Origin of the sequence: Halorussus sp. MSC15.2 (assembly GCF_010747475.1) — an archaeon.
Classification (GTDB): domain Archaea; phylum Halobacteriota; class Halobacteria; order Halobacteriales; family Haladaptataceae; genus Halorussus.
Genome location: NZ_VSLZ01000002.1, coordinates 722,838 through 746,019 on the forward strand (window position 1 = coordinate 722,838; position 23,182 = coordinate 746,019).

A 23,182-nucleotide genomic window follows, 5' to 3' on the forward strand; every position below is an offset into this window, starting at 1 on the left:
GACCCTTAGGTTCGCCGGAGCGTACGGACTCCCAGAGAGTGACCTCCGAACGACAGACCCCCGAACGGGCGAACCGCGACCGACAGCGTGCAGAACGGGCGACCGAAGACGGAACGACGGAAGCCCGACCGATGGGGGACCGACCGGCGCGCGAGACCGCTCGGAAGACGGTCCGGGTCCTCTGCGTGGACGAGGACGGCCCGCCGTCGGCGCTGTCGGACGACGACGACGTGTCGGTGTCGTCCGTCTCGACGGCTACCGCCGCGCGCGAGTTCCTCGCGACCGACGAGCGCGTCGATTGTGTCGTCAGCGAGTACGACCTCCCCGACGACGACGGACTCGGCCTGCTCGAATCCGTCCGGAACCACTACCCGGACCTGCCGTTCGTCCTGTTCACCGGGTCGGGCAGCGAGGCGGTGGCGAGCGAGGCCATCGGGATGGGGGCGACGGACTACCTGCCCAAAGGGACCTGCGGCGACCACCTCCGGAACCGGGTGGGTCGGGCCGTCGCCACCGCCAGCGTCGAGACCGAATCGGGTATCTCGGTGGACAGACTCCGCGAACTGACCAACGCGTTCCCCGACGTGGCGTTCGTCATCGACGAGAACGGCCAGTATCTGGAGGTGATGACCGGCCCGGACACGCAGGACCTCCGGACCATCGAACAGGAGCGACTCGTCGGCACGCACCTCCACGACGCCTTCCCCGAGTCGCAGGCCGACCGCTTCCTCGGTCTCGTCCGGAAGACGCTCGAAACCGGCGGCGTGGAGACGACGGAGTACCAGACCGAGACCGCGTCGGGCGAACGCTGGTTCGAGGGTCGAATCGCGCCCCTCGGCGGTACCATCGACGGCCGCGAGGCGGTGGTCTGGGTGGCCCGTGACGTGACCGACCGCCGGAACAACGAGCGACGACTCGCCGAGAGTCGGGACGCGTTGACTCGCCTGAACCGCATCAACGGGCTGATTCACAGCATCGTCCAGTCGTTGGTCGGTTCGGCGACCCGCGAGGAGATAGAACGGACGGTCTGCGAGGAGTTAGCCAACTCGGAGTTCTACGAGTTCGCGTGGACCGGCGGACCGTGGGTCAAAGACGAGCGGATGCACCCGGACGTCGTCGTCGGCACCGAGCGCAGCGACCTAGAGCGACTCGTGGCGGCGACAAGTGCCCGCCCCGACGAGGAGAACTCCTTCGCGCGCGTCGTCCGCGAAGGGGAGTCGGTCGTCGTCCGCGACGCCGCCGAGTCCGAAATCCTCTCCGAGCGAGAGCGCGAGATAATGCTCGACATGGAGATTCCCTCCGCGGTCCTCGTTCCGCTCACGTACGGGAACACGAACCACGGTATCCTCGGCATCAGCGGAGCGTGTACCGGAGCGTACAGTGACCGCGAACTGACCGCACTCGAAACGCTCGGGGAAATCGTCGCCTTCGCCATCAACGCGGTCAAGAACCGGAACCTGCTGCTTTCGGACACCACGGTCGAACTGGAGTTCCGAGTCGAAGGGTCGAACTCCGGGTTCGCCCGACTCTCGACCGAACTCGACTGCAAGTTCAGCCTCGAAGGCGTCGTCGCCGTCGCCGAGGACAGACTGCTCGAATACGTCGCGGTCGAAGGCGCGTCGGCATCGACGGTACTGAACCGTCTCGACGACATCGCCACGGTGGAACAGAGCCGAGTCGTTAGCGAGGACGACACTGAGAGTCTCCTCGAACTCCACACCCCGGAGTCTGGCGTCAACCAACTCGTCGAGGCCGGTACCGTCGTCGAATCCGCGGTGGCCGAAGACGGCGTGGCGCGGTACGTCGTGGAGGCGTCCTCGGACGTGAACGTCCGGAACGTTGTCGATACCTTCAGAACGACCTACCCGGACGCCGAACTGGTGAGCAAGCACGAGGCCGACCGACCGGTCGATACGTCACAGGGGTTACGCCAGCGACTCGGCGAAGACCTGACCGACAAACAGCGAACCGCGCTCCAAGCGGCGTACTTCGCGGGCTACTACGAGTATCCCCGGGAGAGCACAGGCGAGGACGTCGCCGAGTCGCTCGACATCTCGTCGCCGACGCTCCACCAGCACCTCCGGGCCGCCCAGCGGAAACTCGTCGGTACCTTTCTCGACAGTTGAACGTTCTTCTAGCCGTCGCCAGCCGTCTTCGCCGGATGCGACCGAACGTTCGTTCGGTGGGGTCGTCGCCTGTTGAGTGAACGTTCGTTCTACCTCTAAAACCGTTGATATTCGGCGTTTGACACTCTCTCGCGGGGTTACCTTAATGTTGAGGCATGGGTTTGTTAGTCCCTTCAGGCGAACGATTTGAGTGGAGGTCAGCCGCCATGAACTACGATTCCATTCGGTCGAGAAACGAAAGCGACCACGCCCTCCAGAACGGTCGCGCAGTCAGGACTCCTTCGTTCGACACGCTCTTCGACCTCCTCGCGGAGAGTCGTCGTCGATACGCACTGTACACGCTCCTCGGAACCGGGGACGGGTTGGCCGACGTGGAAACGTTGGCCGACGAAGTCGCGATGTGGGAGGCCCGCACCGACGACGACCCGATAACCGAGTCCCTCCGAGAGGAAATCGCCGACGAACTCCGGGAGAAACACCTTCCGCGTCTCGCCGACGCGGACATCGTCGAGTACGACGCTCGAAGCGACGTCGTCCGCTACTGGCGACAACCGACGCTAGAGGAGTACCTCGAACACACCCACTACAAGGAATTTCCTGACGAATAGTCCCCGCTACGAATAGTCCCCCGCTGACGCTGTTCCCCGTGTTTCCGCCTTCCTATCTTCTCCCCTCCGCATCTGCCCTCTCTATCGACTCCCTCTCCGTACTGCTTTCTCCGGACATCAGATTCCCCTGACACCACTCGGTCTTATCCTCTCGCCGACGTTCCACCCGCACGGACACCCTTCTGTCTGTGACACGTCCCGATAGTACGTGAGCGAGCGGGCGAAAACGGACGAAAATGGGACGGCACGAACGAGCGATAGACACGAACGAGCGATAGACACGAACGACAGATGAACGCAAACGACAGAGGGCCGTAGCTACCGCGTCATCGACGATACCGAAAAATTTGGGAGGGTGTGTCAGTAACCGCGCTCGATGAGATAGTCGGCGATTCCTTCGAGGAGTTCCTTCGACTCGTTGTCGGGGAGGACTTCGAGGCGATTCTTCCCGGTCTCGACCAACTCCTGCGCTTTCTCCTTGGCGTAGTCGATGCTTCCGGCCGCTTCGAGACGACCGACCGCCTCCTCGATTTCGGTCTCGGTGACGGCATCGACGTCGTCGGTGCCCACCAGTCCGTCCACGTCCACGCCCTGCTCGCGGGCGTGGAGCGTGATGATGGTCTGCTTGCCTTCGACGAGGTCGCTCCCGCGCTGTTTGCCGAGTTTCTCGCTCGGCACCGTCAGGTCGAGGACGTCGTCCTGAATCTGGAACGCCCGGCCCACGTCGATACCGTACTGGTAGAGTTGCTCGATGGTCTCGTCGTCGGCACCGAGCAGGATAGCCGGGATGGTTGCCGCCGCGCCGTACAGCACGGCGGTCTTGTGCTCTATCATCTGGAGGTACTCCTCGGGGAGTACGTCGTCCCGCCCTTCGAACGCGATGTCGCGGGCCTGCCCCTCACAGATGTTCGTGCAGGTCGTCGCCAGCACGTCCACCGCCTCGACCACGCGGTCGGCGGGCGCGTCGCCCTCGATGAGAATCTCGAACGCCTTCGAGTAGAGGGTATCGCCCGCGAGAATCGCGGTTCCGGTGTCGTACTCCCGGTGGACCGCGGGGACGCCCCGACGCAGGTCGTCGTCGTCCATGATGTCGTCGTGGATGAGCGTGAACGACTGGATGACCTCGATGCTGACTGCGGCGGCCATCACGTCCACGTCCTCACCGTTGACGTCCGGGAAGTCCCGATAGTTCACGTCTCCGGGGTCCGCGTCTACGTCCGCGAGCGCTTCGGCGACGAGTAACAACACGGTCGGCCGCAGGCGTTTCCCGCCCGCGTCGAGCAGGTACCGAACGGCCTCGTAGAGACGCTCCGGTTCGTCTATCGGCAGGTCCTCCTCGATGGCCGCGTTGACGATTTCGCGTCGCTGTTCGACCGCTCCGAGTACCTGCTCTTCCAATGTCTCGGCGCTCGCGTCAGTCATGTTACTCGGCGAGTTGGATGATGTTGCCGTTGCTCGTCACGTGGAGGTCGCGTCCCAGTTCGTAGCCCTGACTCTCACAGAGGCTGACGTACGGGGCGAACCCTTTCATGTCTTGGTGGGCCGGGATGACGTTCTGGGGCTGGAGGGCGTCCAGCATCTCGTAGTGGCCCTCCTCGCGGAGGTGGCCCGAGACGTGGATGTCGTCGTAGATGCGCGCGCCCTGCATCTTCAGGAGGCGCTCGGACTGGTAGCGCTGACCCTCGTTGGTCGGTTCCGGAATCACGCGGGCCGAGAAGATGACCTTGTCGCCGTCCTCCAGTTCGTACGGCGTCTCGCCGCGACCCATCCGGGTAAGCATCGCGCGCGGTTCGCCCTGATGGCCGGTGACGATGGGGAGGTAGTTCTCCTTGCCCTCCTTCATGATTCGCTTGAACGTCCGGTCCACGGACTTGCGGTGGCCGAACATCCCCATGTCCTCGGGGAATTCCACGAAGTCGAGTCGCTCCGCGGTGCCCGAGTACTTCTCCATCGAGCGCCCGAGGAGCACCGGTTCACGGCCGATGTCGTTCGCGAACTCCACGAGGCTCTTCACGCGAGCGATGTGGCTGGAGAACGTCGTCGCCACGATTCCACCGTCGTAGTCTTCGACGGAGGTCATGACGTCCTTGAGGTGGCGCCGCGCGACCGACTCGCTCGGGGTGCGTCCCTTCCGGCCCGCGTTGGTGCAGTCCTCGATGTAGGCGAGGACGCCCTCGCCCTCGCGGCCGATTTCGCGGAAGCGCTTCATGTCGATGGGGTCACCCAGAACGGGCGTGTGGTCCATCCGCTTGTCGAGACCGTAGACGACGGCCCCTTCGGGCGTGTGGAGGACCGGGTTGATAGCGTCGATGATGGAGTGAGTCACGTTGACGAACTCCAACTCGACCTGCCCGGAGTCGCCGATGGACATCGTCTCGCCCGCTTCCATCTTCACGAGGTCGTTCTCGACGCCGAACTTCTGTTCGCCCTGAATCTGCTGTTTCACCAGTTCGATGGTGAACGGCGACGCCACGATGGGCGCGTTGTATCGGTGGGCCAACTTGCTGATGGCACCGATGTGGTCGAGGTGACCGTGGGTCGGCACGATGGCCTGCACGTCGCCTTCGAGGTCCGACATCACGCGGTCGTCCGGGATGGCCCCCATGTCGATGAGGTCCAGACTGTGCAGTTTCTCTGTCTCGACGTTGTCGTGGAGGAGAACCTTCGAGAGGTTCAGCCCCATGTCGAAGATGACAACGTCGTCGCCTGCGCGCACGGCAGTACACTGCCGTCCGACTTCTTCGTAACCGCCGATGGTTGCAATTTCGATTTCCATAGTTTCACCTTTTGTACGCAAAGCCACGCCGTTTCCGTGGCAGAACCACGCACGTGGCGTCCGTACGTACGTAAACCTGCTCGGGCGCGAGGTCCCGGCCGCGGCGTCTTGCAGCCGTCGGTGGGACCTCGGGGTGGCAACAGCCACGTACTCCCGAGCTATCGGTCTATGGGGGCTTTACGCACTCCGGTAATAAAAACTGCCGGGATTGACCGAGTTAACCGCGATATGAAGGTTGTGGTTGATACACATCGAACCGAAACCGAACGAATCGCGTAGAGACCGTGACCCTGTTTCACCGTCTCGGAACCCGAGAACGGTTGTCAGTCACGAGCAGAGGGAACAATAGGACATCCCGTTCGGTCCGCCAACTACTCACCGAGGTTTAAATGCGAAAACGGGGCGAACTCGGCACGGACGCCTCGTGCGGTCGCTCGGTGCGGGCCGCGGACCGCCAGTCCGACTAACTCGAAAGAGCTGAGCCAATTTACTGTCCGAGGTCGAACGAACGTCAGCGCCACGGGGGTCGAGGAATCACCGCTGCAGTCGCGGTGAACCTACCGTCCGTCGATTCGGGTACCGGGGTCCTCGCCCGCGAGGAAGTCTCGGAGGTCGTCGGGACCGAAAATCGTCGCTGGCGCACCCAGCGACAGCAACGCACGGACTTTCCCGGCCATCCCGCCGGTCACGTCGGTCGCGTCGCTCCCGCCGAGATAGTCGGCCACCTCGTCGTAAGCGCTAATCTCGGGGATTACGTCGTCGCTGTCGTCCAGCACACCGGGAACCGTCGAACAGAACCCCACGCGGTCGGCGTCGATGCCGGTAGCGACGCCGGTGACCACTTCGTCGCCGCTGAGGATGGTCACGCCTTCGCCCTCGTGGGCCACCACGTCGCCGTGGAGAACCGGGACGAACCCCTCGCCGAGCATGGTCTCGACCTGCTCTGTCAGCAGCGTCAGGTCGGCCTCCGCGTTCCGGGAGGCTGCCGAGAAGGGGTGAACCGGAACCGCGGGGACGTCGCGGTCGTGGAGGCGCGAGAGGACGAAGTCGTTCAACGTCTTCATCGCACCGTGTATCTCGACAGCAGCAGCGGCGTCTCCGGAGCCGCGGGTCTTCGAGACGCCGTGTTCGCTGGCGTGGTGGTGGCCGAAGCTTCCGCCGCCGTGGACCACGACGAGGTTCGAAACGTCGGCCGCGGCGAGTGCGTCAGCGATGGCGTCGGCGGCCGCGTCGAGCGCCGGTCCGTCCAGCGCCTCGGGGCGGTCCTTGTCGGTGACGACGCTCCCGCCGAGTTTGACGACGGTGGTTTCGCCGCCCGCCATCTACTCGTCCTCCACGCGCACGCCGTCGGTGTCGAGTCGCGCACGGAACGCGGTCTCGCAGCCCTGCGTGTACTCCAGCGCGGTCTCGGTTCCCTCGGTCGGGTCCAGCGCGACGATGCAGCCGCCGCCGCCAGCACCGGTCAGCTTCGCGCCGAGCGCGCCCGCGTCGCGGGCGGCCCAGACCATCTGGTCCAGCGACCGCGAGGAGACCCCGAGCGCTTCGAGCAGGCCGTGGTTGAAGTTCATCAGTTCGCCGAGTTCCGCGATGGTTTCGCGGAGCGACTCCGACTCGCTCGCGCCGCCATGCTCGCCGGTGGTCTCGGTGAGGACCTCCTCGCCGTGGCGGACGATGTCCCCGATGCTCTCGACGGTGTCGGCCGCGAAGTCGTACTCCTCGCGGAGCGCCCGCACGCCCGCGACGAGTTCGCCGGTGTCGCCCGTACCGCCGTCGAACCCGATGACGAACGGCAGGTCGGGGGCGTCGATGGACCGGCAGTCGTCGCCCTCGACTCGGACTGCGCCGCCCGTCGCCGAGCAGAAGGTGTCGGCCCGAGAGGCTTCGCCGTCTTGTACTTCGAGTTCGGCTCGATAGGCTCGCTCGGCAACCTCCTCGGCGGGGAGTTCGACGCCCAACTCCCGGGTCCCGGCGTCGATACCCGCCGTGGTGACCGCCGCCGAGGAACCCAGCCCAGCGCCCAGCGGAATGTCACTCTCGACGGTGATGTCGAAGCCGGCGTCGGGCGCGTCCGCGGCGTCGCGCGCCTGCTCGACCGCGGCGTCGATGTACCCGATTCCGGCCTGAATGAGCGACTCCGAGACGTCCACGTCGGGCGCGTCGTCGTTCTCGTCGCTGTACTCTACCGTGAACCCGTCCAGACTCAGGTCCTCGGCGTGCACTCGGATGCGGTCGTCGTCCCGCGCTTCGACGGTGACTCGCGCCCGGCGCTCGATGGCGCACGGCACCGCCGGTTCGCCGTAGACGACCGCGTGTTCTCCGAACAGGTAGACCTTGCCCGGAGCGCTCGAAACGACCATGTCGGAGGGTTCCGCTCCGGGGGTTAATTCGTTTGCGAAGGCGACTGCAGGTGACGGGGTGCGAGAAACGTCGAGTTCGGTACGAGTGACGGAGAACTCCGCGCCTCGTTTGACCGCCGTCATCGACTTGCACACTCCCGGAAGCTTAAGGACGATAGATTGCCCAACGCGTGGTATGCACGACCCACCCGGTACCGAGCGACGCGAGGTCGTCGAGGAGATGCACGGCGAGGAGATACGCGACCCGTACCGCTGGCTCGAGGACGACGACGAGGACGTCTACGAGTGGGTCGAACGTCAGAACGAGTACGCCGACCGAGTCCTCGATACCGACGCCCGCGACCGACTCGCGCCGCGGTTGGAGAGCCGTGCCGCGGTCTCGGAGTACGGCGTCGTCACGCCCCGAGAACGGGGCTACTTCCAGACTATCGAGACCGCCGACGAGGACCACGCGAAACTCTGCGTCCGGTCGGACCTCGACGCCGCACCGACCGTCCTCGCCGACCCGAACGAGTGGCCCGACGGTGAGTCACTGGACTGGTACACGCCCTCGCCCGACGGGTCGCTCGTCGCCTACGGTCGGGCGGAAGGCGGTGAGGAGCAGTACGACGTGACTGTGGTGGACACCGAGACCGGCGAAACCGTGGAGGTGCTCCGAGACTGCGGCCGGGCGGGTCCCGAGGGTCTCGCGTGGTCGAACGAGAACTTCTACTACGTCACCTCCGGGTCCGCCGACGAAGGCACCCAACTGGAGAAGCAGATTCGCTACCACGAACTCGGCGCTGGCGAGTCCCGGGCGGTCGACGACCCGGTTCTCACCGACGACGTGGGCGAACACGTCTGGCCGTCACTCGGCTACACCGACGACACGCTCGTCGTCGCGTTCCACGCAGGATGGACGCACTCGGACGTGTACCGCTGGGAGTCCGACGGTCCCGCCCCCGCCGACGGCGAACTGGTTCGACTCGTCGCCGACACCGACGCCTCCTTCCGACCGAAAGTCGCGGACGGCACCGTCTACATGCTGACTGACTACGAAGCCCCGCGTTCGCGCGTGGTGGCCTGCGACGCGACCGCGACCGAGACCGACCCAGACGAACTCGCCGAACTCGTGCCCGAGAGCGACCATACGTTGACGTACTTCGTCGTAGCGGGCGATTCGCTCGTCGTCCAGAGCCAGCGTGACGCCCGTTCGTCGCTGTCGGTCTACGACCGCGACGGCGACCACCGACGCGAGGTTGACCTGCCGGAGTACGCCGCCGTCGGTCGGGGAGACCTGACCGACGACCCCGACGCTCCGGAGTTCTGTTTCCGCGCCCAGACGTTCGACCGCCCTCCGTGGGTCACACACGGTCGGACCGACACCGGCGAGACGACCACTATCAACGAACGCGACCCCGAGTCGGACCTCGACCTTACGGTCGAACAGCGGTTCTTCGAGTCCGCGGACGGTACCGAGGTCCCGGCCTTCGTCGTCCACCGCGACGACGTCGAGCGCGACGGCGACAACCCGACCGTCCTCTACGGCTACGGCGGATTCCGCATCAACCTCACGCCGAGCTACGACCGGTTCCGTGTTCCGTTCCTCGAAGACGGTGGGGTCTACGTGCAGGCGAACGTTCGGGGTGGCTCGGAGTACGGCGAAGACTGGCACCGACAGGGCATGCGCGAGAACAAGCAGAACGTCTTCGACGACTTCTACGCGGTCGCCGAGGGTCTCATCGAGGCCGACTACACCCGCCCGGAGCGGCTTGCGGCGATGGGTCGGTCGAACGGCGGTCTGTTGGTCGGCGCAGCCGTCACGCAACGTCCGGACCTCTTCGGTGCCGTCTCCTGCGGAGTTCCGCTGCTCGACATGCTCCGGTTTCACGAGTTCCTGCTCGGGGAATCGTGGACTATCGAGTACGGGTCGCCGGAGGACCCCGAGGCGTTCGAGTACCTCCGGGCGTACTCGCCGTACCACAACGTCGAAGAGCGCGCGTACCCGGCGGTCTACTTCGAGACCGCGGCGGGCGACACCCGCGTCCATCCCGGTCACGCCCGAAAGATGACCGCCCGTATGCAGGCCGCCAACACTGGCGAGGAGCCGATTCTCCTCCGGACCCGGACGGAGACGGGCCACGGTGTCGGCAAGCCGACGTCGATGGCCGTCTCTGAGCAACTCGACAGGTGGGCGTTCCTCTACGACCGACTAGACGTATCGGAACCGTAACGTGATATCAGACAAAACTGCTTTCGGCTAAGTCGTTTCGGTTGGGTGAACCGCCCCACGATAGTGTCGAGTCCGCAGTCGGCCACGGCACAACGGCTAACTTACCTGACGCCGAGTATTCAGGTATGAAGCTACGCAAACTGCTTGCCGGAGTCGCAAGCGGACTCGGAACCGCCGCGCTCGGCAACCGACTGCTGGGCTGGAAGGCGGGCGACCTCGAACCCGCGCTGGACGGGCGACAGCGGACCTACCGATGGCGGGGGTTCGACGTGGCGTACACCGAGGCTGGCGACCCGGAGGACCCCGACCTCCTGCTCCTGCACGGAGTTCACGCCGCGGCGTCGAACAAGGAGTTCGACCAGATTTTCGACCAACTCGCCAAGACGCATCACGTCGTCGCGCCGGACCTGCCGGGGTTCGGCCGCTCCGACCGACCGCCGCTGACGTACTCCGCGGCGCTGTACACCGCCTTCGTCACCGACTTCGCCGAGGACGTGACCGAGGACGCGGCCTGCGTGGCCACGTCGCTGTCGGGGGCGTACGCGACGCTGGCCCAGCACCAGTCCGACGTGTTCTCGCGGTTGGTCCTCGTCGCGCCCACGGCCGACACCGGGTCCCGCAGGACGTGGCTCCGGTCGCTGTTCCGGTCACCGGTAGTCGGGCAGGGGCTGTTCAACATCCTGACTAGCAAGCGGTCGCTCCACTTCTTCGACAACCGGGAAGCCTACTCGACCGAGGCCTCCTACACCGAACGCGACGTGGACTACCAGTGGCAGACCTCACACCAACCCGGGGCGCGGTTCGCGCCCGCCTCGTTCGTCTCCGGCTATCTCGACCCTGACGTGGACTTGGGCGAGGAACTGGCCGGACTCGACGTGCCGGTGACTATCGTCTGGGGACGTGACGCGACGGTCTCCCCGCTCGAAGAGGGCGAGGCGTTGGCCGAACGCGCCGACGCGAAACTAGTGGTGTTCGACGACGCGAAGTTACTCCCCCACGCCGAGCATCCGGGTCCGTTCCTCGACGTGCTGTTGGACGAACTGACCGAGGAGGAAGTCGAGACCGGACCCGGCCGAGCGTAGACGCCGAGACGAGTTCCTCCGGTTCCGCCGACCGCCTCGGTTCACTTTCGACCAACTCTCGCAGTCTGTGCGGCGGTCAGGAACTGTTCGTCGTGGACGTCGTGGTCACGTTCCTAGTTTGGATTCCGAGAATTGGACCTTGCGTCGCGGTCACGAGCGCCTGCGTTTGGCGGCCTTCCGGCGTCCGGAGCGCGACCCCGTAGACGAGTTCTCCCCGTCTGAGTCCGACGTTGACCACGGTACCTGTCGTCTGGTTCTGGACCAACTTGATGGCCTCGCCCGCCGTGCGTAGTCTCTCGAAGTCGAACGCCTTGCCGCCGAGGAACTGCGCTCTGACGACCGTGGTGTTGCGGCGAATCGAGGTGACCGTCCCGTCGGTGGCGTCCACCGTGACCTGCGAGACGCTCAGATTCCGGTGGAGGACGCTCACGTTGAACACCGGCGTTTGGTTCCGCGTCCCGAGCGATACGACGACCGCTTTCCCCCCGGTTCTGTTCTGGGCAATTTGGACCGCTCGGAGCGCCGGGACTTCGACCGCGCTCAGGTTCACCTGTCCGCCCTGCTGGGCCGCGTTCGCTTCCCGGTCGGCCGGACTCGCGGCGGTTCTCTCCGTCCCCGTCTGGGGTTCGGTTACGTCGAGTGCGTGCGACTGAGACTGTGCGTCCGTCGAGAGTGAAGTCGCAGCGCCGACCCCGCCCAGACTCCCCACGAGGAGGAGTGCGAGACCGAGCGACGCGATTCTGTGGTACTCCATCGTCTGTAATCCCGTCCCCCGATTCCACGAACGTTCCCAAGAGCGTGCTGGCCACCGCTGCCGTCGCGCGACAGCGTTCCCAGTGAGGGCGTAGCGAGCGACTCTGAGTGACCTTCGAAAAACGAGTGAGCGTCCGCAGTTACTGCTGTTCCTGACTCGGGCGCTCGGTGACAGTGACGTTGACGGTCCGGCGTTCCCCGTCGCGCAGGACGGTCACTTCCACCGTTTCGCCGGGTCGAGTCTCGGTGAACAGGTACGAGAGCAGGTCCTCGCGCGACGTGACGCTCTGGTTCCCGATTGCGACGATGACGTCACCGCCGACGGGAATCTGCTGTTCGTTCACGACGACGCTGTCGTTCGCGCCCTGTATCGCCTCCGCTGCGGGCGTTCCCTCGATGGTGTCCAGCACGTAGACGCCGCTGGTCACGTTGAGGTCGTTCGCCTCGGCGAGCGGTTGGGTGAGCGTGACTCCCTGCACTCCGAGGAGCGGGAACGCGTACTCGCCCTGTTGGATGAGTTCGGGCACGATTTGTTGGACGATGGACGCGCCGATGGCGAACCCGATGTTCTCCGCGCCACCGGCCTGATTCACGCCGACCACGGCCCCGGTGTCGCACGCGATGAGCGGTCCGCCGCTGTTCCCGGGGTTGATTGGCGCGTCGGTCTGGACGGTGTTCGGCAGCGGGAACCCGACCGGCGACGTTCGGTTGACTCCGCTGACGATACCCGAGGTGATGGTCGTCTCCAGTCCGAACGGACTCCCGATAGCGGCGACGCGGTCGCCCGGATTCGGCGTCGCGTTCGCCACGGGGAGCGCCTCGACGTACTCCGGCGTCTCGTTCACGCGGACGACCGCGAGGTCCGCGAGCTGGGTCGCGCCGACCACGGTGCCGGTCTGCGTCTCACCGCGGGCGAACCGGACGCCGACGCTCGTCGTCTGGTTGACGACGTGCTGGTTGGTGACGACGTAACTCTGTCCGTCACTGACGTCGAAGACGAACCCGGAACCGCTCCCCTGAGCGGTCTGAATCTGGACGACCGAGTCTATCGTCTGGTTGTACAGCCGCGAGTAGTCGCAGGACGCGGTCTCTCCCTGTTGGTATAGCTGTCCCTCGCTTTCGGCCGATGGACTCGTCGCCTGCACGCGACTGTCCGTCGGCGTGGTCGCGCCGAGCGCCGCCATCGGAGCGACGGCGACGGCGGCCACGACGAAAAGCAGCGTCAGTTCGTGTCTTCCCACCATGCAGTCGGATAGCCAACGGAACGACGCGTAAGGGTGGTGGCCAGTAACTGCGATGACAGCAACCACCGCGAGAAAGGAACGACCGCGTTTTCCGACGCGACGACGCCCGCTCAGGGTGTCCGGAAGACCAGCACGCGCTCGTCTGCGGTCTCAGTCTCGCCCACGTCGGGCGCGACCTCGGTACCGACCGCCACGTCGTCGGGGTCGATGCCGCGGACGATTCCGGTCAGTCGAACGCCGCCGAAGTCCGCGACCGCCGTGACGTAGGGGGCGTCGTCTACGAACTCGGGTGCGGCGACGTGGACCGTGGTGAACGTCTCGATGTCGCCGGTCTCGGGGAGCGTGGTCTCTCGGAGGTCGGTCGCGCCGCAGTGCGGGCAGACCCGCCGGGGCGGAAGCGACCCGTGGCCCTCGGGGCATTCGAGGTAGAATCCCTCGCCCGACTCGATAGCGTCGAGGAAGTCGTCGAACCCCTCGTCGCGCACGCGCTCGGCGTCGCTCATTCTTCCACCTCCAGCACGTGGACCGTGGTACTCCCCACCGTCCCACCGGCGTTGTGGGTCACGCCGACGTCTCCGGGCACCGCGTCGCTGTTGGGGTGGTCGCCCCGGAGCAATCGCGTCATCTCCACGATTTGGCTGGTTCCGGTCGCGCCGACCGGGTGGCCCTTCGCCTTCAGACCGCCCGAGAGGTTGACCGGCCGGTCGCCGTCGCGGGTGGTCTCGCCGCGCGCCGCCGCGCCGATACCCTCGCCGGGTGCGTAGAAGTCGAGCGCTTCGAGCGCGAGGACCTCCGCGATGGTGAAGCAGTCGTGGACCTCCGCGACCGACACGTCCTGCGGGCCGATTCCAGCGTCGTCGTAGGCCTCCTCGGCGGCACGCTCTGCCGCGGGCGTCCGCGCGAGGAATTGCCTGTCTTGCAGTGCCATCTTGTCGCCGCCCTGTCCCGTCCCGGTGACCGAGACCGGCGCGTCGAGGCCGTGTTCGTCGGCGTACTCGTCGCTCACGAGGACCGCGGCGCTCGCGCCGTCGGTGATGGGGCAGGCGTCGTAGAGTCCCAGCGGGGCGGCGATGGTCGGGGCGTCGAGGGCGTCCTCGACCGAGATGGCCTTCTGGAACTGCGCGAACTCGTTGTCGAGCGCGTTGTCGTGGTTCTTGACCGCTATCTCGGCGAGGTCCTCCTTGCTCCCGCCGTACTGGTCGAAGTAGGCGCGGGCCATCAGCGCGTAGGCCGCGGGGAAGGTCATGCCCGCCCGGACCTCGTAGAGGTCGTCGGCCGCGATGGCGAGGGCCTCGGTCGTCCCCGCGGTGCCGAGGTTGTTCATGCGCTCGGCCCCGCCGACGAGTATCACGTCGGCCTCGCCGTTTCGGACGTCCTTGACGGCTTCGCGGACCGCCACGCCCGAGGACGCACACGCGCTCTCGTAGCGCGTGGCGGGCGCGGTCAGGCCCGCGGCCTCGGCCATCAGGGGTCCCTGATGGCCCTGATGCTCGCTGAGTTCGCCCATGAAGTTGCCGTAGTTCAACTGTTCGACGTCGGCGCGGGGGACGCCCGCGTCCTCGAACGCGCGCTGACTGGCCTCCGCGAAGAGGTCCCGGCCCGTCCGTTCGGGATGCTGGCCGAAGTGGGTGAGACCGACCCCAGCGACTCGTACGCCTGTCATGCGCGTAACTACGTGAGGGACAGTTAAGAAAGGCATCGGTGTATCGGTCGCGTGTCAGTTCCGTACGGGGACCCTGAACCGTCGCCGAGTGCGAACGCCGGTCAGTCGCTCTCCGCACTCGGAACCGGACGATTCCAGATTTCGACGAAGGGACTGTTCAAGCGCCGGGAGTCCGTCGTCACCGCGCTGGTGTCGTAGGGTACCGCCCGGAGGTCGAACGCGCCGTCCTCCAGCGTCGCGTACCGCGCGTGGTTCGCGGGCCAGTCCTCTCGCTGGAGACCGACGCTCCCCGGATTCACGAACGTGGTCCCCGCGACGGTGGTCTCGAAGGGGTAGTGGGAGTGGCCGTGGAGAATCACGTCCTCGTCGTACCGGGCGGCGACCACCTCGAACATGGGCGCGTCGTCGTCGGGGGTCACGCGGGTCGGCCACTCCCCCTCGTGGTTCTCCGGCGGCGGGAAGTCGCCGTGGTGGAGGCGGAGCGACCGACTCGCGGGTGCGACCGTGGCCGTGCGGTCGAGCGATTCGAGGAACGCCCGGTTCTCGTCGGAGAGTCGGTCGCGGGTCCACGCCTGCCACCGCGCGAAGGGGTCGTCCGAGTCGCCGGACTCGGACGCGTCGAGGACGGTCCGGTCGTGGTTCCCGACGACGCTCGCCGCGACGTCGAGGTCACGGAGGCGGTTACAGACGGCGTTCGGATGGGGGCCGTTATCGACGGCGTCGCCGAGGAAGACGACCGAATCGCGGTCGGGTTCCGCGGCGAGGACCGCTTCGAGCGCCGGGGCGTTGGCGTGGACGTCCGAGATGATGAGCGTCCGTGACACGAGCGGGGACTAGTGTAGGTCAGTTATAGGCCTATCCCTTCGGCGGAACCGGCGAAGAGCGTCTCGCAAGGAGGTTGGGACCGAGGGCCATCACCGCCGAGAGAGTCGGCAAACTGACGCTGGCCGGTGCGAGCGAGTCCACGGCCAGTCGTCAGTCCCGTTCGAGGTACTCCCGGACGAACGTCCGGTGTTCGGCGGCGCGCTGGTCGCGGACGGCATCGTCCGCGTTGGCGTACCAGTCGGGCAGACAGGCCATCGCGTTCAACCGATTGCAGAGGTGGTAGACGCGCTTGCGGTCGCGGAAGTCGGCGGGACGCTCGCCGGAGCGCCGCGCGTCGTACGCACCGAGTAACCGGTCGCGCAGTCGCCGCCGGAGGACGACGTCGCGCGTCTGCCAGTTGACGTTGTGGTCCTCGACCGTGACGAGATTGTAAATCGGGTCGCCCGCGACGAGGTCGGCCCAGTCGAGGACGGCCGTCGTCTCGCCCGTCTCCGGGTCGAGCAGGAGGTTCCCGAGACGGTAGTCCCAGTGGACGAACGCGGTCTCGTTCGGACCGGCGAGCGCCGGTATCGCCTCGCGGAGGTACTCCCGGAGCGGAGCCACGAGGTCGTCGAACCTGCCGCCTTCGATGCCGTCGAGGGTCTCCTCTACGTCCGCCAGCAGCCAGTCGGTCCATCGGTCTCGCGCGCCCGACTCGTCGCCGACTACGGTCAGTCCGCCGTCTTCGACGCCGATTCGTCCGAAGCGGTCGAACGACCGGAGGTCGTGAAGTTCCGCGAGGTGAGTCCCCGCGTCTGCGAGGACTCGTTCGAGCGCGCCCACCGAGAGGTCCGCGAACCGGCCGGACCCGTTCTCACCGGGGACGCGCTCGGCGAGGAAGAACGGCGTCGGGAGGTCGGGACGGTCGTCCACGAACCCGACCACCTCGGGAACGGGTATCTCGGTCTCGGCCGCCAGTAGTTCGAGAACGCGCGGCTCCGAGCGCGCGACGGGGGAGTCGACGCCCTCGCCGAGGAACGCCTTCAGAACGACCTCTCGACGACCCTCCGGCGTCACGACGGTGAGGAAGGAGACGCAGTCGGTCCCCTCCTCGCTCGGCCGGACGCGCTCCACCGACCACTCGGGCGCGACGGCCGCGACCATCCGCACGACGTCGATAGGTTCGACGGCGTCTCCACCGACGTCTCTCCCTTCGGCAGTCCCGGTCATCGGTAGAGAAGAAAGCCGTCGGTGGTGGTGTGTGTTCTGGCCGTGACCCGCCGTCCCCTCGCCGGTCCAGTTGCCGCGCTCGTCGGGCGCCCCGCCCACTGAACCTTGAAACTCAGAATCGCGGACACCTCTTGGAATTCCGAGTAGTGAGTTTTTCATTTCGGGAGCCAGAACCTGCGCCCATGGGAATGAGGCCACCGCCGTCGAACTCGGACGAGGGACCGGACGTCATCGAGTTCGGCATCGCCGAAGTGGCGGCCGAACTCGACAGTGACGACCTCTCCTTTCCGGCGACCGGAACGGAAGTCGTGGAGTCGCTGGCGGACCCGCGAATCAAGTACGACGTGGACGGTCACACCGTTCCGCTCTCGGAGGCCGTCTCGGAGGTCGAGCGCGAGCAATTCGACAGCAAACAGGAGTTCCTGAACGCGCTTCACCCGGTGTTCGAGCGGTACCGCAACTCCCGGACGCCGGGGGTCATCGAACGCGTTCGGGCCGCGCTTCCGCTTTGAGCGAACCCATTCCGTTTGGTCCGTGCCTGTTTGGGTCGCAGCGACAGGTCTCCTATCGCGTCACGTAGTGAGGCGTAGAACGCGCGGAAGACGAGAGCGAGAGGAAACTTAACTGGGAGAAGACGAATCGCGTCCGCCGAGCAGTCGCGCGGCGACCGTGACGACAACAGCGCGTACTGACTGGTAAAACGAGTACTCGACCGTCCGAGTACACGCCTTTAGAGAACCAAACTTCAAGTACGAGGACGGAACGAACCCGGCCCGTGACCTGAATCGGGCCGGGACGCGTCTGCGGTTGCGCGGCGCGCGGCGTTCCGGACCCCCGTCCGAAAGTGCGCCGCCTGTCAGCCACCTGCGGGAGCGCCAGCAATCGTTCGTCGTGAGGGCGTATCCGGTCCGTGTCGGTCAGTCGTCTGCGGTCACGGCCGACCGCTCGACCTCGATTTCGCCGGCGTCGAGTTCCTGCTCGACCTCTCGGGCGGCGCGCACGAGGTTCACCATCTTCTCGTAGGCCACCTCGCGCGGGAGGAGTTTGAGGCCGCAGTCCGGACTGACGGTCAGTTGCTCGGGCGGGACGACTTCCAGTCCCTTCTGGATGTTCTCCTTGATTTCGGGCACCGACTCCACCTCGGCGACGTGGGCGTCCACCACGCCGAGCGCGAGGTCCGCCGTGAACTCCTCTTGGAGGAATACCGGAAGCTGGTCGTAGTCGCCGTTGGCGAGTTCGAGGTCGAACTCGTCCACCGGGAAGTCCAAAATCTCCGGATAGATGCGCGAGTAATCGCCGTAGCAGACGTGGAGTCCGATGCGCACGTCGTCCGGGATTCCGTCCACGATGCGTTCGAGACAGTCGCCGACGATGGCGTGGTCGTCTGGCGTCGTGGCGAGCGCGGGTTCGTCTATCTGGATGTAGCGAGCGCCCGCTTCGACCAGTTTCTCGACCTCCTCGTTCACGAGGTCGGCGAGGTCGTTGGCGAGCGCCTCGGTGTCCTCGTAGGCCTCGTTGAAGCTCCAGTTCGCGAGCGTGTACGGTCCCGTGATGGGTACCTTGACCGGTCGGTCCGAGACGCTCGCGGTGAACTCGTACTCGTCCACGAGCCACGTCTCGTCGTACTCGACGTCCGAGACGACGGATGGCTTGTCGAAGGTGTTGTGGCCCCACACCTTCACCGGTCCGTTGAACTCGTAGCCGTCGATGCGGTGGGCGAAGTACTCGACCATTTCGTTGCGGCGCATCTCGCCGTCCACGACCACGTCGAGACCGGCGCGCTCGTGTTCGTCGGTGATGAGTCGGGCGGCGTCGTCCTTGGCCTCTTGCCACGCGTCGTCGTCGAAGTCGGCGTCCTCGTCCTCGTGGAGGTCGCGCGCGCGGTCAACCCACTTCGGCTTGGGATAGCTTCCGACGACGGTCGTCAGCAGGAAGTGGTCGGTCGGGTGATTCTCGGGTCGGAACTGGTCTCTGGTGTCGGTCATGCTTTCACCTCCGCGAGGTCGGTCGCTTCGCCGAGCGCGGCGAGTTTCTCCTCGAACGTCGAGTACGGCAAGTAGAACAGTTCGGTGTTCGGCGTCAGGTAGATGGTCTCGAAGTCGCTCGCGGGCGTGTTCTCCTGCAACCAGTCGGCCCGGTCGGAGATAGCCTCGGCGTCTTCGACCAGCGTGTTCTGGCCGTCCACCACGCCCGCGGCGATGGAGTCCTTGGTGCCGTACTCGTTGATGTTGTACAGGTTGTCCTCGTGGTTACTCACGAAGTCGTAACTGAGCGCGTCGAAGTCGGCGTCGAGGAGGTGGGCGTGGACCTTCTCGTCCAGCGCGCCCCAGTAGGTGTGGACCACGACGTCGGTGTCGGCCGGGGCGGCGCTCGTCACCGCATCGACCGCTTCGCTGGCGCGTTCGTCCTCGCCGTCGTCCGGCGAGTTCTCCACCAGCGACGGTTCGAGGACGAACAGCGTCTCCACCTCGGGGAACGCCTCGACTTCACCGGCGAGGAAGTCGGCGATGGCGTCGAGGAACTCGTCGTCGTCGCCGTAGTACTCGTCGGTGGCGAGGTCGGCGAGCGAGTAGGGACCGGGGACGACCGCCTGCAACTCGTCGGCGTCCACGAACTCGCTGGCGGCGTCCAACTCGCCGGCGATGTCGCCGTCGAAGGTCAGGTCGTCGGTCACGACCGGGTCGCGGTAGAAGTTGTTGTTGTCGTAGTACCGGACGATGCCGCGGGTCTCCACCGAGTCGTGGACCGCGAGCGGGTGGGCTAGCATGTCGTCCCATCGGAGTTGCCCTTCGACCACGCGGTCGAGTCCGGCCGACTGCTGGCGGTCGATGACTTCCTCGCGGGCCTGTTCGTAGACGTCGGTCACGGCTTCGCCCTCGTCACCGTCGATGAGGTCGTGCTTCTGGTGACCCTTCAGGTCGGAGAGGTCCTCCTTGGCCCAGTCGGGGAGCGGGTATACTCCCGGTGTCGTCGCGACGTGTTCGGTCATGTACTCCGGCCTACGGAATGCCGGTGCTTAATATTTTCCTCTCCGGAGATTACTGTTGGTCATAGCAATTCGGTAGCACGCCTCATGGGGGCGACGGAAATGCATTTCTGTTAGCTATTGGACTTGTAAGCATGCATGAGTTCAGGGACGCGGTCGCGGTCGCGTTCATCTGCGGACTCGTCGTCGGTGCAGTTGGCTTGTCGGGAGTCGGTTCGCCGGCAAGAGAGACCGACCCGGGTCCCGACCCCGAGTCGCCAGCCTTCTACGTGAGCAAATCACTCGAGGACTGCCTCGAAACCCGCGCCCACGGAGGGTGGGTCCACGAAGTCTCAGTCGACCACGCCTACGGGGTGACACTGAACGCCACCGTCGTCCACGAACCCGGGCGGACTGTCGATGTGACGGTTTCGCGAGTTTCGTCGGGGACCTACCGAATCGACGTCCGGACGAGCGTCGAGGAAACCCGAACGTCGGACGTACAGCAGGCGAGGTCGGACTCGGAGGACTGTCCCCCTGCAACGCACGTCGAACTTGGAACGAGTCTACCCACCGACTACCGGCAGTTCGAGGTGGCGGTGGACGGTCGCACGCTCCTGACCGTCGAGAACGAGGACACTGGCGGGGAACTCTACCAGTTGCCGAACCCGGTGAACGCGACCACCTCAGCGGAGTAGCTTCAACACCGTCAGCGTCTCGAAGGGGAACGACTCGTCACGGAGCGCCACCGCGGAGAACCCTTCGTCGTCGGCCAACGCCACGACTTCGTCTACGCCAGTGAGACTACTGACCAGCAGGTAGACCGCTCCGTCGGGGTCGAGGACTCGGCCTACGGATTCGAGGAACGGTTCGATGACCTCCCGGCCGTCCTCGCCGCCCGAGAGCGCGACCTCCATCCAGTCGTCGCGCTCCTCGTCGGGGTCGGTCGGAAGGTAGGGCGCGTTGAACAGGACGACGTCGAAAACGTCCGAACGGAACGGTTCGAGCAGGTCGGCCCGGACCGCTTCCACGCCTCGCTCGCGGGCCTGCGTGCAAGCGTGGGGGTTCACGTCGGACCCGAGGACGCGGGCGTGAGTCTCGTCCATTACTCGCTCTGCGACGTACCCCGACCCGGTTCCGACCTCCAGCGCGAGCGATTCTCGGTCGTCTCCGAGGTCGGCGATAGCGGCCTCCGCGAGCAGGTGTGAGTCTTCGGCCGGTTGGTACACCTCGGTCTCGACGTCGCGTCGGTCGGCGAGGTCTGTCACTCTCGACTCACCTCGTTCGCGTCGGACGCGTCGTCGGTCAGACCGCCGTCGGCGGTGGTCTCCCGTACGACGGGTTCGTCCGCGACGCGGAACCCGCCCGACTCCTCGCGTCCGGTGAGTTCTCGCTGGGGATAGGGGATTTTGACGCCCTCGCGGTCGAAGGTAGTCTTGACCGATTCGATGACCGCGGTCCGGGCGCGCCACTGCCTGCGCGCGCTCGGTTTGTCTATCCAGAAGCGCAGGAGAAGCGTGACCGCGGAGTCGCCGAACTCCTTGAGCACGACTTTCGGCGTCGGCACGGTCAGCACCTCGTCTAAGTCCTTCATCGTCTCCTCGGCGAGGTCGGCCGCGCGCCGCACGTCGGCCTCGTAATCGACGCCGACCTCGACTTCGATGCGGAGTCGGCCCTTCCGACTCTTGTTGACTATCTTCTCCCCGCTCACGATGTCGTTGGGAATCATCACGTACTCGCCGGCGAACGTCTGGATGCGGGTGTTGACGATGGAGATGTCGGTCACGATACCCTCCTCGTCGTCCACCTCGACCCAGTCGCCGATTTCGAAGGGCCGCGAGAACATCAGCACGAACCCGGCGAGCAGGGCACCGAGCGTCTGGCGGGCGGCCATACCGACCACGATACCGAGGAACCCGGCCCCGACCAGCAGGCCGCTGAGGTCCACGCTCCACATTCCGAGGATGATGGCCACGGCCGAGACGTACACCGTGAGTTGCGAGACCCGGTAGACGATTTCGCTCTGGTGCTGGCTAATCGTGTCGTGACCCTCCGTGAATCGGTCGATAGCCTTCTTGACGAATCCGGTGACGATGTACGCGCCGGCCACCACCGCCAACGCGAACACGACTCTGAAGCCCTTGCCCACGGTCGCGTTTATCTGGTCGAGCGCGACGGTGGCGGTCGTGGCCCGGTCCCAGAGGACGAGCAGACTGACCGCCGCACCGAACAGTAACGTCCCGAAGGCGGCGAGCAACACCACGTCGCCCACGTGCCGCGGGAACCGCCGGCGGAGTTCCGGCCGCACGCGACGGACGGCCCAGACCGCGACGGCGAGACCGACGAGGATGCCGACCGTCGCCGCCACCTGCTGAGTCTGGGTGAAGTTCGCCAACTGGTCGATGGCAGCGAGAATCCCGCCGTCGGTGCTGTTCACTCGGTCTCACCTCCGCCGCGGCCGTACTCGTCGGCCACCGTCGCCAGCGCCGCGAACGTCTCCGGCGGAATCTTGCCCGCGCGCTTGCTCAGCACGTCCGGGTCGAGGTCCGTCTCTCCGTCGGCGATAGCTTCGACCGGCGCGTCGGCGTCGTCCAGTCCGGAGATGTGGCCGGTGTTCCGAATCGCGTTTCGGAGGGTCTTGCGGCGCTGTGTGAACACGGCCTTCACGAACCGGAGGAAGAACTCCTCGTCTTCGACCTCGTAGTCGGGGTCGCGGGGCGTGGTTCGGACCACCGCGCTCTCGACGTCCGGCGGCGGCGAGAACGCTTCCTTCGGCACGGGTTCGACCACTTCTACGTCTGCGTAGTGCTGGGCGCTCACCGACAAGCGGCCGTAGTCGTCGGTGCCGACGTCGGCGGCCATGCGCTCGGCGAACTCCTTCTGGAACATGAGCACCGTCGGCTTGCCGCGCGGCAGGAGGCGGAACGTGATTTCGCTGGAGACGCCGTAGGGGAGATTCGAGACCGAGACCGAGAAGTCGGGCAGTTCGACCGAGAGTGCGTCGCCGGAAATTACCGTCAGGCGTCCGGCCGCGATTTCGTCGGCGAACTCCTCGCGCAGGAACGCCGCGAGGTCCGGGTCGCGCTCGATGACGGTCACCTCGTCGGCCACCGCGAGCAGTCGGTCGGTCAGCGCGCCGGTCCCCGGCCCGATTTCGAGGACGTGAGACAGGTCGAACCCCGCTTCCGCGGCGTAGTCGGGCAGTCGGTCGAGAACTCGGTCGTCTATCAGAAAGTGCTGGTCGCGGTCGGGATTACCGCGGACGCCCGCCCGCCTGAGCAGCGCGTCCGGGTCTCGGGGAGCGGTCCCCGAATCGCGTGAGTCGGTCATGTTGTCCCCGGATAGAAACCGGAGGTGGGTAA

The 23,182-nt window shown here is 66.0% G+C and carries 21 protein-coding genes; 6 read left to right on the forward strand and 15 right to left on the reverse strand.

Going from position 1 to position 23,182, the window contains the following annotated elements; translation table 11 throughout:
* The first annotated feature begins 38 nt into the window (after positions 1-38).
* Positions 39-2,126 carry a bacterio-opsin activator domain-containing protein gene (locus FXF75_RS10790; protein WP_163521866.1) on the forward strand — a complete coding sequence of 696 codons (2,088 nt, stop codon included), beginning with the start codon at positions 39-41 and terminating at the stop codon, positions 2,124-2,126.
* Between the two features lie 206 nt (positions 2,127-2,332).
* The gene (locus FXF75_RS10795; RefSeq protein ID WP_205427424.1) at positions 2,333-2,734 is read left to right on the forward strand and encodes a hypothetical protein; all 402 of its coding nucleotides are present in this window, start codon (positions 2,333-2,335) and stop codon (positions 2,732-2,734) included.
* Between the two features lie 360 nt (positions 2,735-3,094).
* Here the strand turns inward: FXF75_RS10795 and idsA3 are convergent, their stop codons facing one another.
* From idsA3 to mvk, 4 genes are all read right to left on the reverse strand, one after another.
* Positions 3,095-4,156 carry a geranylfarnesyl diphosphate synthase gene (idsA3, locus tag FXF75_RS10800; protein WP_163521867.1) on the reverse strand — a complete coding sequence of 354 codons (1,062 nt, stop codon included), beginning with the start codon at positions 4,154-4,156 and terminating at the stop codon, positions 3,095-3,097.
* A 1-nt stretch (position 4,157) separates the two neighbouring features.
* Entirely contained in the window at positions 4,158-5,510 is a 1,353-nt protein-coding gene (locus tag FXF75_RS10805) for a ribonuclease J (protein ID WP_163521868.1), read from the reverse strand.
* A gap of 557 nt (positions 5,511-6,067) precedes the next feature.
* On the reverse strand, positions 6,068-6,832 hold the full coding sequence (locus tag FXF75_RS10810; RefSeq protein WP_163521869.1) for an isopentenyl phosphate kinase: 765 nt from the start codon (positions 6,830-6,832) through the stop codon (positions 6,068-6,070).
* Positions 6,833-7,867, reverse strand: coding sequence for a mevalonate kinase (gene mvk, locus FXF75_RS10815; protein WP_163521870.1), 1,035 nt, complete (start codon positions 7,865-7,867; stop codon positions 6,833-6,835).
* Positions 7,868-8,042: 175 nt separating this feature from the next.
* On the opposite strand from mvk, the gene FXF75_RS10820 reads away from it, so the two are divergent.
* Both FXF75_RS10820 and FXF75_RS10825 read left to right on the forward strand, forming a co-directional pair.
* Positions 8,043-10,079 (forward strand): prolyl oligopeptidase family protein, encoded by a 2,037-nt coding sequence (locus FXF75_RS10820; RefSeq protein ID WP_163521871.1) that lies wholly within the window; start codon positions 8,043-8,045, stop codon positions 10,077-10,079.
* Positions 10,080-10,204: 125 nt separating this feature from the next.
* Positions 10,205-11,161 (forward strand): alpha/beta fold hydrolase, encoded by a 957-nt coding sequence (locus tag FXF75_RS10825; RefSeq protein ID WP_163521872.1) that lies wholly within the window; start codon positions 10,205-10,207, stop codon positions 11,159-11,161.
* Between the two features lie 76 nt (positions 11,162-11,237).
* On the opposite strand, the gene FXF75_RS10830 is transcribed toward FXF75_RS10825, so the two are convergent.
* The 6 genes from FXF75_RS10830 to FXF75_RS10855 form a co-directional block, all read right to left on the reverse strand.
* Positions 11,238-11,915 carry a PepSY domain-containing protein gene (locus FXF75_RS10830; RefSeq protein WP_163521873.1) on the reverse strand — a complete coding sequence of 226 codons (678 nt, stop codon included), beginning with the start codon at positions 11,913-11,915 and terminating at the stop codon, positions 11,238-11,240.
* Between the two features lie 139 nt (positions 11,916-12,054).
* A complete protein-coding gene (locus tag FXF75_RS10835) occupies positions 12,055-13,158 on the reverse strand; it encodes a S1C family serine protease (protein WP_163521874.1) in 1,104 nt (367 codons plus the stop codon).
* Between the two features lie 110 nt (positions 13,159-13,268).
* Positions 13,269-13,661 (reverse strand): Zn-ribbon domain-containing OB-fold protein, encoded by a 393-nt coding sequence (locus FXF75_RS10840; RefSeq protein WP_163521875.1) that lies wholly within the window; start codon positions 13,659-13,661, stop codon positions 13,269-13,271.
* Positions 13,658-14,821 carry a beta-ketoacyl synthase N-terminal-like domain-containing protein gene (locus tag FXF75_RS10845; RefSeq protein ID WP_163521876.1) on the reverse strand — a complete coding sequence of 388 codons (1,164 nt, stop codon included), beginning with the start codon at positions 14,819-14,821 and terminating at the stop codon, positions 13,658-13,660. The genes FXF75_RS10840 and FXF75_RS10845 overlap by 4 nt, the downstream gene beginning before the upstream one ends.
* 101 nt (positions 14,822-14,922) lie before the next feature.
* The gene (locus tag FXF75_RS10850; protein WP_163521877.1) at positions 14,923-15,645 is read right to left on the reverse strand and encodes a metallophosphoesterase; all 723 of its coding nucleotides are present in this window, start codon (positions 15,643-15,645) and stop codon (positions 14,923-14,925) included.
* 151 nt (positions 15,646-15,796) lie between these two features.
* Entirely contained in the window at positions 15,797-16,954 is a 1,158-nt protein-coding gene (locus tag FXF75_RS10855) for a phosphotransferase (RefSeq protein ID WP_309221793.1), read from the reverse strand.
* A gap of 83 nt (positions 16,955-17,037) precedes the next feature.
* Between FXF75_RS10855 and FXF75_RS10860 the strand changes: the two genes are divergently transcribed.
* Positions 17,038-17,367 (forward strand): hypothetical protein, encoded by a 330-nt coding sequence (locus FXF75_RS10860; RefSeq protein WP_163521878.1) that lies wholly within the window; start codon positions 17,038-17,040, stop codon positions 17,365-17,367.
* Between the two features lie 405 nt (positions 17,368-17,772).
* On the opposite strand, the gene FXF75_RS10865 is transcribed toward FXF75_RS10860, so the two are convergent.
* Positions 17,773-18,840, reverse strand: a complete 1,068-nt coding sequence (locus tag FXF75_RS10865; RefSeq protein ID WP_163521879.1) for a methionine synthase — start codon at positions 18,838-18,840, stop codon at positions 17,773-17,775.
* Positions 18,837-19,844 carry a 5-methyltetrahydropteroyltriglutamate--homocysteine methyltransferase gene (locus FXF75_RS10870; protein WP_163521880.1) on the reverse strand — a complete coding sequence of 336 codons (1,008 nt, stop codon included), beginning with the start codon at positions 19,842-19,844 and terminating at the stop codon, positions 18,837-18,839. The genes FXF75_RS10865 and FXF75_RS10870 overlap by 4 nt, the downstream gene beginning before the upstream one ends.
* Before the next feature lie 131 nt (positions 19,845-19,975).
* On the opposite strand from FXF75_RS10870, the gene FXF75_RS10875 reads away from it, so the two are divergent.
* Positions 19,976-20,518, forward strand: coding sequence for a hypothetical protein (locus tag FXF75_RS10875; RefSeq protein WP_163521881.1), 543 nt, complete (start codon positions 19,976-19,978; stop codon positions 20,516-20,518).
* Here FXF75_RS10875 and FXF75_RS10880 read toward each other — a convergent pair.
* The 3 genes from FXF75_RS10880 to FXF75_RS10890 are packed head-to-tail and all read right to left on the reverse strand — an operon-like array spanning position 20,507 to position 23,150.
* On the reverse strand, positions 20,507-21,088 hold the full coding sequence (locus tag FXF75_RS10880; RefSeq protein ID WP_163521882.1) for a HemK2/MTQ2 family protein methyltransferase: 582 nt from the start codon (positions 21,086-21,088) through the stop codon (positions 20,507-20,509). The two genes, FXF75_RS10875 and FXF75_RS10880, sit on opposite strands and share 12 nt — an antisense overlap.
* Positions 21,085-22,257: a mechanosensitive ion channel family protein gene (locus FXF75_RS10885; RefSeq protein ID WP_163521883.1), complete on the reverse strand. Its 1,173-nt coding sequence runs from the start codon at positions 22,255-22,257 to the stop codon at positions 21,085-21,087. Before FXF75_RS10885 ends, FXF75_RS10880 begins: the two co-directional genes overlap by 4 nt.
* Positions 22,254-23,150 carry a 16S ribosomal RNA methyltransferase A gene (locus FXF75_RS10890; RefSeq protein WP_163521884.1) on the reverse strand — a complete coding sequence of 299 codons (897 nt, stop codon included), beginning with the start codon at positions 23,148-23,150 and terminating at the stop codon, positions 22,254-22,256. Before FXF75_RS10890 ends, FXF75_RS10885 begins: the two co-directional genes overlap by 4 nt.
* Positions 23,151-23,182 lie beyond the last annotated feature (32 nt).

What these genes read in the sequence shown, in the direction of transcription:
- FXF75_RS10845 (WP_163521876.1), bottom strand. Translation starts at nt 14,821, where the DNA reads ATGACAGGCGTACGAGTCGCTGGGGTCGGTCTCACCCACTTCGGCCAG.
- FXF75_RS10835 (WP_163521874.1), bottom strand. Translation starts at nt 13,158, where the DNA reads ATGGTGGGAAGACACGAACTGACGCTGCTTTTCGTCGTGGCCGCCGTC.
- FXF75_RS10810 (WP_163521869.1), bottom strand. Translation starts at nt 6,832, where the DNA reads ATGGCGGGCGGCGAAACCACCGTCGTCAAACTCGGCGGGAGCGTCGTC.
- mvk (WP_163521870.1), bottom strand. Translation starts at nt 7,867, where the DNA reads ATGGTCGTTTCGAGCGCTCCGGGCAAGGTCTACCTGTTCGGAGAACAC.
- FXF75_RS10830 (WP_163521873.1), bottom strand. Translation starts at nt 11,915, where the DNA reads ATGGAGTACCACAGAATCGCGTCGCTCGGTCTCGCACTCCTCCTCGTG.
- FXF75_RS10805 (WP_163521868.1), bottom strand. Translation starts at nt 5,510, where the DNA reads ATGGAAATCGAAATTGCAACCATCGGCGGTTACGAAGAAGTCGGACGG.
- FXF75_RS10865 (WP_163521879.1), bottom strand. Translation starts at nt 18,840, where the DNA reads ATGACCGACACCAGAGACCAGTTCCGACCCGAGAATCACCCGACCGAC.
- FXF75_RS10870 (WP_163521880.1), bottom strand. Translation starts at nt 19,844, where the DNA reads ATGACCGAACACGTCGCGACGACACCGGGAGTATACCCGCTCCCCGAC.
- FXF75_RS10890 (WP_163521884.1), bottom strand. Translation starts at nt 23,150, where the DNA reads ATGACCGACTCACGCGATTCGGGGACCGCTCCCCGAGACCCGGACGCG.
- idsA3 (WP_163521867.1), bottom strand. Translation starts at nt 4,156, where the DNA reads ATGACTGACGCGAGCGCCGAGACATTGGAAGAGCAGGTACTCGGAGCG.
- FXF75_RS10860 (WP_163521878.1), top strand. Translation starts at nt 17,038, where the DNA reads ATGGGAATGAGGCCACCGCCGTCGAACTCGGACGAGGGACCGGACGTC.
- FXF75_RS10825 (WP_163521872.1), top strand. Translation starts at nt 10,205, where the DNA reads ATGAAGCTACGCAAACTGCTTGCCGGAGTCGCAAGCGGACTCGGAACC.
- FXF75_RS10820 (WP_163521871.1), top strand. Translation starts at nt 8,043, where the DNA reads ATGCACGACCCACCCGGTACCGAGCGACGCGAGGTCGTCGAGGAGATG.
- FXF75_RS10840 (WP_163521875.1), bottom strand. Translation starts at nt 13,661, where the DNA reads ATGAGCGACGCCGAGCGCGTGCGCGACGAGGGGTTCGACGACTTCCTC.
- FXF75_RS10875 (WP_163521881.1), top strand. Translation starts at nt 19,976, where the DNA reads ATGCATGAGTTCAGGGACGCGGTCGCGGTCGCGTTCATCTGCGGACTC.
- FXF75_RS10795 (WP_205427424.1), top strand. Translation starts at nt 2,333, where the DNA reads ATGAACTACGATTCCATTCGGTCGAGAAACGAAAGCGACCACGCCCTC.